This window comes from Streptomyces sp. NPDC107500 (genome assembly GCF_055582785.1).
Genome location: NZ_JBVJPF010000005.1, coordinates 335,168 through 348,073 on the forward strand (window position 1 = coordinate 335,168; position 12,906 = coordinate 348,073).

At 72.5% G+C, this 12,906-nt stretch carries 13 protein-coding genes; 5 read left to right on the forward strand and 8 right to left on the reverse strand.

The genetic code is table 11. From position 1 onward, the window contains the following. The first annotated feature begins 97 nt into the window (after positions 1 to 97). Both ACZ67M_RS21825 and ACZ67M_RS21830 read left to right on the forward strand, forming a co-directional pair. Positions 98 to 973: a helix-turn-helix domain-containing protein gene (locus ACZ67M_RS21825; protein ID WP_361356919.1), complete on the forward strand. Its 876-nt coding sequence runs from the start codon at positions 98 to 100 to the stop codon at positions 971 to 973. Further along, entirely contained in the window at positions 970 to 1,170 is a 201-nt protein-coding gene (locus tag ACZ67M_RS21830) for a DUF397 domain-containing protein (protein ID WP_161327603.1), read from the forward strand. The genes ACZ67M_RS21825 and ACZ67M_RS21830 overlap by 4 nt, the downstream gene beginning before the upstream one ends. Positions 1,171 to 1,180: 10 nt before the next feature. Here the strand turns inward: ACZ67M_RS21830 and ACZ67M_RS21835 are convergent, their stop codons facing one another. The 3 genes from ACZ67M_RS21835 to ACZ67M_RS21845 form a co-directional block, all read right to left on the reverse strand. After that, a complete protein-coding gene (locus ACZ67M_RS21835; protein WP_064728890.1) occupies positions 1,181 to 1,546 on the reverse strand; it encodes a PH domain-containing protein in 366 nt (121 codons plus the stop codon). Between the two features lie 97 nt (positions 1,547 to 1,643). Beyond that, entirely contained in the window at positions 1,644 to 3,365 is a 1,722-nt protein-coding gene (gene metG, locus ACZ67M_RS21840; RefSeq protein WP_469852285.1) for a methionine--tRNA ligase, read from the reverse strand. A 157-nt stretch (positions 3,366 to 3,522) separates the two neighbouring features. Next, positions 3,523 to 4,869, reverse strand: a complete 1,347-nt coding sequence (locus ACZ67M_RS21845; RefSeq protein WP_469852287.1) for a VWA domain-containing protein — start codon at positions 4,867 to 4,869, stop codon at positions 3,523 to 3,525. A gap of 265 nt (positions 4,870 to 5,134) precedes the next feature. Here ACZ67M_RS21845 and ACZ67M_RS21850 point away from each other — a divergent pair, with 265 nt between their 5' ends. After that, positions 5,135 to 7,213, forward strand: a complete 2,079-nt coding sequence (locus ACZ67M_RS21850) for a PhoX family protein (protein ID WP_469852289.1) — start codon at positions 5,135 to 5,137, stop codon at positions 7,211 to 7,213. Positions 7,214 to 7,244: 31 nt separating this feature from the next. Here ACZ67M_RS21850 and ACZ67M_RS21855 read toward each other — a convergent pair whose 3' ends face one another. From ACZ67M_RS21855 to ACZ67M_RS21870, 4 genes are all read right to left on the reverse strand, one after another. Beyond that, positions 7,245 to 8,258: an endonuclease/exonuclease/phosphatase family protein gene (locus ACZ67M_RS21855; protein WP_469852291.1), complete on the reverse strand. Its 1,014-nt coding sequence runs from the start codon at positions 8,256 to 8,258 to the stop codon at positions 7,245 to 7,247. Positions 8,259 to 8,341: 83 nt separating this feature from the next. Beyond that, entirely contained in the window at positions 8,342 to 8,695 is a 354-nt protein-coding gene (locus ACZ67M_RS21860; protein ID WP_392099998.1) for an ADP-ribosylation/crystallin J1, read from the reverse strand. A 45-nt stretch (positions 8,696 to 8,740) separates the two neighbouring features. After that, complete coding sequence (locus tag ACZ67M_RS21865; RefSeq protein WP_392011330.1) at positions 8,741 to 9,655, reverse strand: hypothetical protein; 915 nt, start codon at positions 9,653 to 9,655, stop codon at positions 8,741 to 8,743. Between the two features lie 57 nt (positions 9,656 to 9,712). Then, entirely contained in the window at positions 9,713 to 10,138 is a 426-nt protein-coding gene (locus ACZ67M_RS21870) for a hypothetical protein (RefSeq protein WP_161329544.1), read from the reverse strand. Positions 10,139 to 10,203: 65 nt separating this feature from the next. On the opposite strand from ACZ67M_RS21870, the gene ACZ67M_RS21875 reads away from it, so the two are divergent. After that, the gene (locus ACZ67M_RS21875) at positions 10,204 to 11,442 is read left to right on the forward strand and encodes a PP2C family protein-serine/threonine phosphatase (RefSeq protein ID WP_361356936.1); all 1,239 of its coding nucleotides are present in this window, start codon (positions 10,204 to 10,206) and stop codon (positions 11,440 to 11,442) included. A gap of 64 nt (positions 11,443 to 11,506) precedes the next feature. Then, a complete protein-coding gene (locus ACZ67M_RS21880; protein WP_361356939.1) occupies positions 11,507 to 12,604 on the forward strand; it encodes a hypothetical protein in 1,098 nt (365 codons plus the stop codon). A gap of 46 nt (positions 12,605 to 12,650) precedes the next feature. On the opposite strand, the gene ACZ67M_RS21885 is transcribed toward ACZ67M_RS21880, so the two are convergent. After that, entirely contained in the window at positions 12,651 to 12,827 is a 177-nt protein-coding gene (locus ACZ67M_RS21885; RefSeq protein WP_361356942.1) for a hypothetical protein, read from the reverse strand. Between the last annotated feature and the right edge of the window lie 79 nt (positions 12,828 to 12,906).

Here is a 12,906-nt window from a genome sequence, read left to right on the forward strand (position 1 = left end):
GTCCGGGCGGGATCTGTCCGGGCGTGTCCGGGCTTGTCGGGGCGCCGTTCACGGGTAGGGCACGGCTGGTACGGGGCGGTACGACGGAGGGGCGCGCATGTCGGTGGACGGCGAGGTTCGGCAGCTCAGGACCGAGGCTGACGAGCCGGGGTGGGAGGTCGACCCGGACGACGAGTGGGGCGTGGCGGTGATCGCCACGGTGGGGCGGCAGTTGAGGCTGCGGCGCGAGGCCGTGGGGATGCGGGCAGGCGACTTCGGGCGGGCCGTGGGGTACGGGGAGGACCTCGTCTACAAGATCGAGGGCGGGAAGCGGATTCCCCGGCCCGAGTACCTGGAGCGGGCGGACGAGGTGCTGGGGGCGGGCGGTCTGCTCGCGGCGATGCGGGAGGACGTGGCCAAGGTCCGGTACCCGAAGAAGGTGCGGGATCTTGCTCAGATGGAGGCGCGGGCGGTCGAGATCGGGGTGTACGAGAACAGCAACGTCGCGGGTCTGTTGCAGACCGAGGGCCATATGCGGGCGCTGTTCGGCGCGTGGCTTCCCGCCTACTCGGACGAGGAGACGGAGCGCATGGTGGCCGCACGAATGGCTCGCCGCGCGGTCTTCGATCGGTCACCCGCGCCGACGCTCACCTTCGTCCAGGAAGAGTCGACGCTCCGGCGGCCGGTTGGGGGCAGAATGGTGTGGCGTCGACAGCTCGAACGCCTGCTTGAGCTGGGGGAGTTGCGGAACGTGTCGATCCAGGTGATGCCGACGGAGGTCGAGGACCACTTCGGCACGGGCGGGCTCATCGAGGAGCTGAAGTTCCCGGAAGGCACGGCGGTGGGTCGCTCCGAGGGCGCGTTCAACGGCCGCCCCGTGAGCGACCCGAAGCAGATCCGCATCCTTGACCTGCGCTATAGCATGATCCGGGCCCAGGCGCTCACGCCCCGGGAATCGCGGGCGTTCATCGAGCAGATGCTTGGAGAGACATGAGCACCAGGGACGACTCCACGCTGACGTGGTTCAAGAGCAGCTACAGCAGCAGCGGCGACGGCAACTCCTGCGTCGAGATCGCCCTCACACCCCGCACTACCCACGTCCGCGATTCCAAGTACCGCGACGCCGGGCCCCGCCTCGCGCTCGGCGCCGACGCCTGGGCGGACTTCGTGGCGTACGCCTCCGGGAGCTGACCTCTTCGGGCTACCGGGCCACGAACTGGGTCAGGATGGCCTGGACCTCGTAGATGTCGACGCCCTTGGTGAAGGTCTTCTGGATGGGGACCTGGGAGCCGGAGAGCCAGATCTTCAGTTCCGCGTCGAGGTCGAAGGTGCCGGCCGTCTCGACCGCGAAGTGCGTGATGCTGCGGTACGGGACCGAGTGGTACTCCGTCTTCTTGCCGGTGATGCCCTGCTTGTCGATCAGGATCAGGCGACGGTCGGTGAACAGGATGGTGTCGCGGATCAGCAGGTACGCGGCGTACACCTGCTCACCCTGGCCGAGCAGGCGCGCGTACTCCTGCTGCGCCTGGGCCGGGTCGATGCTGTGGGCGTTGCCGAACAGTGCCATGGGCTGGTCCCCCTCGTGATCCTCGCGGTGCGCTCGGAGTAACGGACGCACGAGGGCCCGGGAGCGGTTGCTCCCGGGCCCTCGCGTGTGGCGCTGCCTACGCGGGCTGCGGCTCGCCGCCGAAGCGCTCCTTGTACGCGTCCAGGTCGTCGTCCGTCAGCTTGGCGAAGAGGACCGGGGGAACCGTGAAGGGGGTGCCGGCCGCCACCGTCGTCAGGGCGCGGGCCTCGGCGGGGGTGATCCAGGTCGCCGTGTCCTCCTCCAGGGAGAAGGCCTGGCGCATGGCGGCGGCGGTGCCCGGGATGAACGGCTCCGAGACCACCGCGTACAGGTGGATCAGGTTCATCGCGGTGCGGAGGGTGAGCGCGGCGCCGTCCTTGTCGGTCTTGATCTCCAGCCAGGGGGCCTTCTCCTCCAGGTAGGAGTTGCCGGCCGACCACAGGGCGCGCAGGGCCGCGGCGGCCTTGCGGAACTGGAGCGCCTCCATCTGCGCCTCGTACTCCGCGAGGAGCGTGGCGATCTCCGTCCCGAGCCGGGTCTCCGCCTCGCCCGGCTCGCCGCCGGCCGGGACCGCCTCGCCGAAGCGCTTCTTCGAGAAGGACAGCACGCGGTTGACGAAGTTGCCGAGCGTGTCCGCGAGGTCCTTGTTGACCGTGGCGGTGAAGTGCTCCCAGGTGAACGACGAGTCGTCGGACTCAGGGGCGTTGGCGATGAGGAAGTACCGCCAGTAGTCGGCCGGGAGGATGTCCAGGGCCTGGTCGGTGAAGACGCCGCGCTTCTGGGAGGTGGAGAACTTGCCGCCGTAGTACGTCAGCCAGTTGAAGGCCTTGACGTAGTCGACCTTCTTCCACGGCTCGCGGACGCCCAGCTCCGTGGCCGGGAACATCACCGTGTGGAACGGGACGTTGTCCTTGGCCATGAACTCCGTGTAGCGGACGGTGTCGTCGGCGTCGTACCACCAGGACTTCCAGTCCCGGTTCTCCGGGTCCTGGTCCGCCCACTCCTTCGTCGCACCGATGTACTCGATCGGCGCGTCGAACCACACGTAGAAGACCTTGCCCTCGGCCGCCAGGTCGGGCCAGGTGTCGGCCGGGACCGGGACGCCCCAGTCCAGGTCGCGGGTGATCGCGCGGTCGTGCAGGCCCTCGTTCAGCCACTTGCGGGCGATGGACGCGGCCAGCTGCGGCCACTCCTCCTCGTGGCGGGCCACCCACTCCTCGACCTCGTGCTGGAGCTTGGACTGGAGGAGGAAGAGGTGCTTGGTCTCGCGGACCTCCAGGTCCGTGGAGCCGGAGATCGCCGAGCGGGGCTCGATCAGGTCGGTGGGGTCGAGGACCCGGGTGCAGTTCTCGCACTGGTCGCCGCGGGCCTTGTCGTAGCCGCAGTGGGGGCAGGTGCCCTCCACGTAGCGGTCCGGGAGGAAGCGGCCGTCGGCCGGGCTGTACACCTGGCGGATCGCGCGCTCCTCGATGAAGCCGTTCTCGTTGAGCTTCCGGGCGAAGTGCTGGGTGATCTCGACGTTCTGCTGAGAGGAGCTGCGGCCGAAGTAGTCGAAGGCCAGGGCGAAGCCGTCGTAGACCGCCTTCTGGGCGTCGTGCGCCGACGCGCAGAACTCGTCGACGGGCACGCCCCGCTCCTTCGCGGCCAGCTCGGCGGGGGTGCCGTGCTCGTCGGTCGCGCAGATGTAGAGGACCTCGTGGCCGCGCTGGCGCAGGTACCGGGAGTAGACGTCGGCCGGGAGCATGGACCCCACCATGTTGCCCAGGTGCTTGATCCCGTTGATGTACGGAAGGGCGCTGGTGATGAGGTGTCGAGCCATCGCGGGCTGCTCCCAAGTCGCTACGTGGAGTGACGACCCTGTGATTCCGGTCGTCCGTGGAACCTTGAAATCGTAGCCGACACGGTTGGGCCGCCTCCTTCCGTTTCAGGGAGTGGAAGGAGGCGGCCCGGGGTGCTGCGGGTGGGGTGCGCCGTGGTTACGGGCGCCAGGTGGCCAGTACGCCCTCGTACAGCTCCTCGTCGGTCAGCTCCTTCGGGGTCTCACCGGCGAGGAAGTGGGACGTGTTGCCCGTCTTCAGCTTGCGGAGGTAGTCGAAGGCCTTGTTCTCCGGGTCACCGAAGGCGACGAAGGAGAAGTGGACGTTCGGGTGGTTCTTGGCGGCGTCCGTGAGGGCCTGGGTGGCCGGGGTCTTGGCGTCCGGGGCGCCGTCGGTCTGGAAGACCACCAGGGCGGGGGTGCCGGGGGCTTCCTTCTCGTGGTGGGCGAGGACGGCCTCGACGGCGGCGTGGTAGCTGGTGCGGCCCATGCGGCCGAGCGCTGCGTGCAGCTCGTCGATCTTGTTCTCGTGGTCGGTGAGGGTGAGGTCGCCGGTGCCGTCCAGCTCGGTGGAGAAGAACGTGACGTGGACCGTGGCCTCGGGGTCGAGGTGGGCGGCGAGGGCGAGGGTCTGCTCGGCGAGGGCCTGGGCGGAGCCGTCCTTGAAGTACGGGCGCATGGAGGCGGAGCGGTCCAGGACGAGGTGGACCTTGGCGCGGGTGCCGGTGAGGTCGTGGGTCTTGAGGGTGGTGGCGGCGGCCTTGTAGGCGGTGGTGAGGGCGGGGGCGCGGGAGCGGATGCGGGCGACTGTGGTCGCCGGCTTCGGGGGCGTCCCGGCGGGTGCCTCCGGCTGGCTGTGCGTCTCCTTCTCCTCGGCGGGTGCCTCCGGCTCCGGCTGCGTGGTCTCCTCGGCGGGTGCCTCCGGCTCCGGCTGCGTGGTCTCCTCGGCGGGTGCCTCCGGCTCCGGCTGCGTGGTCTCCTCGGCTTCGCCTTCGGAGTCCTTGTTCCCACCCGCACCACCCGTGCTGCTTTCGTCGTCGGGTGCGGGTGGCCCCTGTGGGGCGTCCTCGTCGTCGGCGGCTGCGGGTTCGGGGGTGGCTTCCGGGGCGGTCGGGGGCTCCTCCGGCTCCGGCTCCGGGGCAGACTTCGCCTCCGGCTCGGGCTTCGGCTCGGCCTTCGGTTCGGGCTTCGGCTCCGGGGTCGCCTTCGCCTCCGGGGTCGCCTTCGCCTCCGGGGTCGGTTCCGCAGACGGCTTCGGGACGTTGACGTTGGTGAAGGCGGCCTTGACGAGGTCGTGTTCGTCAGGGGTGGATTCCGAGCGGGGCTCGGGGACCTGGGTGGACTCCGGCTGGGCCGTGGTCTCCGGGGGTGCGGTGGGCTGGGACGGGAGCTTCGGCTCCGGCGCGGTGACCGGCGGTGCCGTCTCCTGCGTCGCACCCTCCGCAGGGGCGGTCTGTTCCTTGCGTGACCGGCCGAACGCGTTCCGCAGGAGAGTGAGAATGCCCATGTGCGCAACCCTTCGGGTGAGTTGATGCCCGTCAATCCCTGGCCAGGACGGACACGTAAGGTTAGCGGTCCCGACTTGTGATCTTGTGCAGGGTCTGCCACGAAAGCACGGGCGCGTCAAGATGGGATCGAGACGGCGCGACAATTCCCCTCCGGCTGCCACGGGTTCACCCGCCGTTCACCGCGCCGCCCGGCTCCCGCACGTATGTGCACCTACGGTCGCGCTGACACCAAGGGCATCCAAGGGTTTCTCAGGGGAGAACACAGTGCGCAAGCTGCTGCCGTTGATCGGGACACCGTCGTCCGGCTCGCACCCGGGCGGCCGGTCCGCCATGACCTGTCGCTTCCGGTGTGGTGACGCCTGCTTCCACGAGGTGCCCAACACCAGCTCCAACGAGTACGTCGGTGACGTGATCGCCGGTGCGCTCAGCCGCCGTTCCATGATGCGTGCCGCGGCCGTCGTCACCGTCGCCGCGGCGGGTGCCGGGGCCGTGGGCGTGGCCGGGGCGCCGTCGGCGCAGGCCGCGCCGGTGGCCGGCCGGGGGCACGGGCACCCGAAACCGCAGGGTGCGCGCGGGCTGCGGTTCACGCCCGTCGTGCCCAACAAGGACGACAAGGTCACCGTTCCGGAGGGTTACCGGCAGGACGTCGTGATCCGTTGGGGTGAACCCATTCTGCGCGGGGCGCCCGCCTTCGACCCGGAGAAGCAGACCGCCAAGGCCCAGGCCGGTCAGTTCGGGTACAACAACGACTTCCTGGCGCTGCTGCCGCTGCACGGCGAGCGCGACCGGCAGGTCCTCGTCGCCAACCACGAGTACACCGACGAGATCCTCATGTTCCGGGGCTACGACCCCGAGAACCCGACGCGCGAGCAGGTCGAGATCGCCTGGGCGGCGCACGGGCTGTCCGTCGTCGCCGTGGAGGAGGAGAGGCGGAGCGGGCGGCTGACGCCCGTCTCGCGGCACCGGCTCAACCGGCGGGTCACCGCAACCACCGAGTTCCGGCTGACCGGGCCCGCCGCCGGGTCCGACCTGGTGAAGACCTCCGTCGACCGGTCCGGGCGCAAGGTGCTCGGCACCCTCAACAACTGCTCCGGCGGCACCACCCCGTGGGGCACGACGCTGCACGGCGAGGAGAACTTCAACCAGTACTTCGCCAACAGCAGCCGCGACACCGACAAGCGGTACGGGATCGGGACCGGTCCCACCGAGCGCAAGTGGGAGCGGTTCGACAAGCGGTTCGACGTCGCCCAGGAGCCGAACGAGGTGCACCGCTTCGGGTACGTCGTCGAGCTGGACCCGTACGACCCCGAGTCCACGCCGCGCAAGCACACGCTCCTCGGCCGTTTCAAGCACGAGGCCGCCACCGTGCGGCTGACCTGGGACGGCCGCCCGGTCGTCTACACCGGCGACGACGAGCGGTTCGACTACTTCTACAAGTTCGTCGGCAGCAAGCGGATGCGGCACGGCGGCAGCCGCTCGGCGCGCGAGCACAACCTGTCGCTGCTCGACGAGGGCACCCTGTACGTCGCCAAGCTCAGCGGCGACTCCCCGGCGATCGAGATCGACGGCACGGGCAAGCTGCCGCGCGACGGCGAGTTCGACGGCAGCGGCCGCTGGATCCCGCTGGTCACCGCGACCGAGGACGGCGCCGTCTCGCACGTCGAGGGCATGAGCGCCGAGGAGGTGTGCGTCTTCACGCGGCTCGCCGGGGACAAGGTCGGCGCGACGAAGATGGACCGCCCCGAGGACATCGAGCCGTCGCCGGCGACCGGCAAGGTGTACGTCGCCCTCACCAACAACTCCAACCGCGGGGTCGGGTCCAACGCCAAGCCCGACGAGGCCAACCCGCGCAACGCCAACAAGCACGGGCACGTCCTGGAGCTGACCGAGCGCTGGAACCGGGCCGACGCCACCAGCTTCGCCTGGTCGCTGTTCCTGGTCGCGGGCGACCCGCAGGACCCGGCGACGTACTTCGCCGGCTTCCCGAAGGACCGGGTCAGCCCGATCTCCTGCCCGGACAACGTGGCCTTCGACGACCACGGCAACCTGTGGATCTCCACCGACGGCAACGCGCTCGGCACCCACGACGGCCTCTTCGGCGTCGCGACCAAGGGTGACCGGCGCGGCGAGCTGAAGCAGTTCCTGACCGTGCCGACCGGCGCGGAGACCTGCGGTCCGCTCATCCAGGACCGGCGTGTGCTGGTCGCCGTGCAGCACCCGGGCGAGGTGGACGGCGCCTCCGTGGAGAAGCCGGCCTCCACCTGGCCCGACGGGCCGGGGAAGATCGTGCGCCCGGCGGTCGTGGCGGTGTGGCGGGCGGACGGCGAGGACATCGGCGTCTGAGCCCCGCCGATCACGCCGTGCGGGGCCGGTGTCAGCCGGCCCCGTGCAGCGTGAGGTCGACGACCAGCGCGCGGTGATCGGTGTCGGCCAGGTCCAGGAACCGGGCGCCGCGCGCGGCGAAGTCCTCCGACACGAGGACGTGGTCGATCTGCACGCCGAAGGCCGGGCTGGTCCGGGCGGGCCAGCTGACCGTGCGGTCGGCCCCGGACAGCCGGGCGGCGTCGCGCAGCCCGGTGTCGAGGACGCGGCGGAAGGCGGCGTGGTCCTGGGAGGCGTTGAAGTCCCCGGCCACCACGGTGGGCGCCCCGCCGTCCCCGGCGACCGCGTCCCGCAGCGCGTCCAGCTCGTCGCGCCACAGGCCCACCTGGTCCGGCAGTGGCGGCATGGGGTGGGCGAGCTGGAGCCGTACGGCGTGGCCGCGCACGTCGGCGACGGCGCCCGGCATGCCCATGGTGGCGGGGACGCCGGCGGTGGCCTTGAGCGGGTAGGTGCTCAGGATGACCGACCCCTCGGAGCCGCCGCCCTCGACCGCCTGCCGGTGGGGGTAGTCGGCGGCGAGGTCGCGGCGCAGTGCCGCGTCGCACGTGTATTCGCACTCCTGTACGAACACGAGGTCGGGCTTCTCCTCGCGGACGGCCGCGACGAGCGCGCCGGTGCCCTGTCCGAACTCGACGTTCGAGGTCAGTACCCGCAGCTCGGCGAGGGGCGGTCCCGCGGGGTCGACGGACTTGCCGTACGGCTCGATGAACCAGGCCAGCAGGCCGAGCAGCGCGACGCCCCACACCGCGCCGGTCCACCACCGCGCGAGCAGCGTCAGCAGCAGTCCGGCGCCGGCCGGCACGAGCAGCCAGGGCAGGAAGGCGAGCAGCTGCGGTACGGGGGTGACGCCGTCGGTGTCCGCGACGCGGCAGCCGACGACCACGCTCACCAGGGCGAAGAGCAGCGTCGCGCACCAGGCTCCGAAACGCCGTCCGGCGCGGCGGCCGGCCGGTCGGTCGGAGGCGTCGGTCCACTCACCGGTCGCCGTGTCGGTGTCCGTGTCCACGTACCGGCCCTTCGCTCGCGGATGCGATGCCCGAATCCTCCCTCAAAGACGGAGACGGGGCGCCGAAAGTTGCGCACCCGGACCTACGCCGGCGCGTGGAACTCCCGCACGACCTCGATACGGCCGACGATGTGCCGGTTGAACTCGGCCAGCTCCTCCGCCGGGACCCACAGCTCCAGGATCGTCTCCCCGCCGGCCCGACGCACGGGGTAGCGCTCCAGGAAGGCGGTGTCGACCTCGAAGCGGGTGACGTAGCCGGAGCCGGAGGCGGGGACGTTCCAGTCGCGGGCGATGCGGACCGCGTAGTCCTCGTTGAGGACGGGGTAGAAGATCGGCTGCTCGGGCAGGCGCGGTGGCCAGGCCGTCCAGCCGGCGGCCTCGACCAGGGCCAGCTCCTCGGGGCCCGTGGGGCGCCACAGGGTCGTCGTCTCGGGCATGAGCGGTGACGGTAGCCGACCGCGGGCGGGCGCGGCCAAGCGATTTCAGAGCCTCGTGCGGGTCGGGCCGGGGGTCGTGGGATCCGTGGTGGGGGGTGTGGGGGGTCGGCGGCGGTGCAGGAGGGGGCGGAGGCGGGTGGTGAGCCAGGAGGTCAGGGCCACCGTGAGGCCGAGGGCGACGAGGAGCCAGGAGGCCGTGCGCAGGGTCTCGGTGAGGGCGTCGTAGACGGCGCCCGCGGCGGGGCCGTCCACCGGGCCGGGGAGGTCGGCGACGGTGAGCCGGCGGCCGAGTACGACGGCGAGGGCGAGCAGCGCCCCGCCCAGGGCGGTGCCGATCCCGGCGGCCGTGAGCGCGTGGCGGCGGCAGGCGGCGACCGCGATGCCGGTGAGCGCGAAGACGACCGCCGCGAGCGGCAGCCAGAACGCGGCGACGTCGAGCACGTGGTAGCCCTTCCTGAGCCGGTCCACGTCGTGGGCCGGGAGCACGGTGACCGCGGTGTGCCGGACCGGGATGCGCCGCGCGAACGACACGTGGTCCTCGGCCAGCCGCTCCCGTACGCGGGCGGTGACGGGCGCCAGGTCGACGGTGACCGGGCGCCCCCGTGCCCCGTCGTCCCGCAGGGCGCGCAGCACGGCGACGTGGACGGCGCGGTTGGCCGCGTCCCAGCCCACGCGGAAGGCCTCGGTCCGGGCGAAGGAACGGGCCGCGTCCCGCACGAAGAGCCGCACGGCGCCGTTGCCGGGGCCGGCCGCGACCTCGTCGGCCACTCCGGCGCCCAGCGTGTCGGCGACCGTGTCCCGTACGTCAGGGTCGTCCGCGAGCGGCGCCATGGCCGCGACGTACCGCCCGGTGTCGGCCAGCCCGTACGCGACCCAGCCCGCCAGCGTGCCGCACGGTGCGAGCAGGCAGGCGAGCGAGATCAGTACGGCCGACAGGCCGCTCCGGAGTCGCGGGGCCACCCTCCCAGGCAAGCCCGCGCGGCCACCCCCGGCGACCGGGGTGACTGCATATGGCCCCTAGGTACGCGCCGCCCGCGCCTCCTCGGCGTCCTGGTGGGTGTAGTAGCGGTAGAACAGCGACGCCGTCACCGCCGCCGCCAGCAGCAGGGACACCAGGATGGACGTGAACATGGCCACGCCGCTGCCGGAGTACAGGAACCCCAGCGCGCTGCCCGCGAACGCGCCCCACAGCACCGCGTGCCCCTCCCGCGGCAGCCGCGCCGCCACCGCGCGGACCGCGACGAAGAGCACGAAGAACACGAGGACGCTCAGGAAGCCGACCAGCAGGTTCCAGCCGGTGATGGGCCCGCCGTGGCGGCGGACGGACGCGACCCAGTAGCCGTAGACCAGGCCGATCGCCAGCGGCATCGCCCATTTCATCAGAAGGTGGGTCCGCGCGCCGTAGACGTCGGGCGGTGTGTGTGTCGGTGCCGCGTGAGCCATGGAGCACTCCTCTCGCTCGCCCCGACTTCCAGGGCACACCTGGGCGGGCCGGGCGGCAAGTCAGGATGCGGGGCGCCGGGGGGCGTGCTTCGCTTGGCGCTGTGAGGGGTCGCGTGCTCAGGCCGGTGCGTGGCCGGTGGAAGTGGGGACGGCTGGTCACCGCGGCCGGCCGCGGTGACGTCGTGTCCCGGCACGAACTGCTCAGCGTGCGCGGGCACAGCGTCGCCTGGCTGATCCCGGCGGTGCTGCTCGCCGGCATCGCCCTGTCCGACCTCACCACCGACGTGTTCCAGATCATCTCCTGGACCGTCCTCGTCCCCGGCGTCGCCGCCGCGATCTGCGGAGTGCGGGCCACGGCCGTGTTCTCGTTGCTGGCGGTGGTCGTCTACCTCCTCGCCGACATGGTCTGGAGGCACCGGGAGGAGACCGGGCTGTCCGGCCTGATGCTCGTCGTCATCGGCGGCGTGGTCGCGGTGGTGGTGGCCGCGGTCCGGGTCGGCGGCGAGCAGCGCATGCTGCACATGCGGGACATCGCGGAGACGACGCGCCGCACCGTGCTGCGCCCGCTCCCGTTGGGTTTCGGCGGGCTGGAGCACGCCGCCGTCTACCTCGCCGCGGACAGCGAGGCCCGCGTCGGCGGCGACTTCTACGACATCCAGCCCGGGCCGCACGGCACCCGCGTCCTCCTCGGTGACGTGCAGGGCAAGGGCCTGGGCGCGGTGGACGCCGCCGCCGCCCTGCTCGGCACCTTCCGGGACGCCGCGTACCACGAGGCGGACCTGGCCGTGGTCGCCCGGCACCTGGAGGTCCGCATGCTGCGCCACCGCGCGCACACGGCGGCCCTGGGCCGCGCCGAGGGCGACCGCTTCGCCACGGCCCTCCTGGTGAGCTTCCGCACCGACCTGCCCGACTCCGTGGAGATCGTCGTCTTCGGCCACGAGCCGCCCCTCGCGGTCGGCCCAGGTGGCGTACGAGCCTTTCCGGTCGTGGGCGGTCTGCCTCTGGGCATGAGCGATCTCATCTCCCGTTCCGTGATGCCGGTGAGCCGCGCGGCGCTCGCCGGTGACGAGTCGCTGCTGCTGGTCACCGACGGGGTCACCGAGGCCCGCGATCCCCAAGGGCGGTTCTTCCCGCACGGCGAGGCCGTCGCCCGCGCCGTCGCCGCCGACGCCGCGAACGCCGCGCCGCACCGGCTGGTGTCCCTGGTACGGGACGGCACGCTGCGGCACTGCCGGGGGAAGCTGGCCGACGACACCACGGTCTTCGCGGTACGGCGGGTGGGGCGGCCCCCGAAGTGGCCCTGAGCGCCCCGCTTTGCGGTCGCAGCGGTTACGGTGCTGCCGTACGTGATCGACAGGGGGAGGGGACATGCCCGGAACCGTGCTGCTGCTCGCGGCGTCGCCGGTGGGCAGGGGATGCCTGGTGGACGCCGCCTCCGTGCTCCCCGTGCTCGCGGCCGTGCCGCCCGCCGTGCTGTCCGGCACCGACACGGCGAACGTCGTCGAACTCGCCGACCCGCTGGAGCCGCAGGCCGTGCTCACCCGGCTGCGCGCCGCGGCGGCGGCCCCGGGGCCGCTGACCGTCTACGTCGTCGGGCAGCTCCAGCTGGACCGGCGCCAGCGCCTGCCGCACCTGGCCCTGGCCCGCACCACCCCGGCCACCGTGCGCTACACGGCCCTGCCCTGGCACTGGATCCGCGAGGAGCTGCGGCTGCGGCCGAGCGGTGCGACGACGCTGCTGCTCGACCTGCACGCCGACCACGAGACCTGGCAGTGGCTGGGGGCGAACGCACCGAATCCGCTGAACGCGCTGGACTGCGGGCGCAACAACGCCGTCTACGGCCGCGTCGCGCCGCCGCCCGCGCGGCGGACGCTGGCCGCCCCCTCGTACATGCGGGCCCTCGCCACGATCCTGCGCAGCGGGCACCGGCCGCCCCTCGACGCGTTGCACCAGCAGGCGCTGGCCCGCACGGCGGCCGAGGCGGCGGGCAGCGGCACGGCGGTCGGCGCGGACCTGGTGCTGACGGGGCCGGGGCCGGCCGCGGGCGACCCGCACGCCGTCATCGCCGCCGCCGTGCAGGCCGGCCGGCACCCGGACGCGGACGCCCTCGCCGCCCGGCACGAGGGGGCCGCCGCGCACGCGTACGGGCCGGCCTCCGAGGAGGCGCTGCACTGGACGGAGGTCCGGGCCGACCTGGCGATGTTCGCGGGCGACCCGGTGCGCAGCTGCCGGGCCTGGCTGACGGTGGCGGAGGCCCGCCTCGGCGCCGGCCAGCCCCCGCAGTCACCCGCCGTGGAGGCGGCCGTCGACCGGGCCCACCACCAGTGGGGCCGGGTGCGCGACACCGTCCCGGCCCGGGAACTGGGCGCGGCCCTCGCCGCGCTGCGCGGCCGCGTACCGGGGAGCCGCGAGGGCGCCCTGGACCATGTGCGGCGGGAGCTGAGCCGGTTGCAGACCCAGGGCTGAGCGGGGCAGGCGGTGTGCGGCGCCTGCGGGGCTGCCCGGACGTCCCTCAGCGGTCCACGGACGCCACGTCCTCCAGTTTCGGGGCGGTCTCCCCGACGGGGGCCGGGGAGCCGGCCGTGGTCGTCGGGCCGGCGTTCGCGGCCAGCAGGAGGCAGGCCACGGCGGCGAGGGCGGCGGCGACGGCTCTGGCGTAGCGTTCGGCGGTGCGGGTGGGTGCGGGCACGGCGTCCTCTGCGGGATCCGGGGATTGTGTCAAGCGCTGTTAAGCACGCTTAATACGCGGTTTAACCTAGAGCCGTCCG

Excerpts from the sequence above, each read along its gene's own strand:
- ACZ67M_RS21835 (WP_064728890.1), bottom strand. The coding sequence starts at position 1,546 with ATGGCACTGTTCGGCAACGCCCACAGCATCGACCCGGCCCAGGCGCAG.
- ACZ67M_RS21880 (WP_361356939.1), top strand. The coding sequence starts at position 11,507 with ATGCCCGGAACCGTGCTGCTGCTCGCGGCGTCGCCGGTGGGCAGGGGA.
- ACZ67M_RS21870 (WP_161329544.1), bottom strand. The coding sequence starts at position 10,138 with ATGGCTCACGCGGCACCGACACACACACCGCCCGACGTCTACGGCGCG.
- ACZ67M_RS21875 (WP_361356936.1), top strand. The coding sequence starts at position 10,204 with ATGCGGGGCGCCGGGGGGCGTGCTTCGCTTGGCGCTGTGAGGGGTCGC.
- metG (WP_469852285.1), bottom strand. The coding sequence starts at position 3,365 with ATGGCTCGACACCTCATCACCAGCGCCCTTCCGTACATCAACGGGATC.
- ACZ67M_RS21845 (WP_469852287.1), bottom strand. The coding sequence starts at position 4,869 with ATGGGCATTCTCACTCTCCTGCGGAACGCGTTCGGCCGGTCACGCAAG.
- ACZ67M_RS21860 (WP_392099998.1), bottom strand. The coding sequence starts at position 8,695 with ATGCCCGAGACGACGACCCTGTGGCGCCCCACGGGCCCCGAGGAGCTG.
- ACZ67M_RS21825 (WP_361356919.1), top strand. The coding sequence starts at position 98 with ATGTCGGTGGACGGCGAGGTTCGGCAGCTCAGGACCGAGGCTGACGAG.
- ACZ67M_RS21830 (WP_161327603.1), top strand. The coding sequence starts at position 970 with ATGAGCACCAGGGACGACTCCACGCTGACGTGGTTCAAGAGCAGCTAC.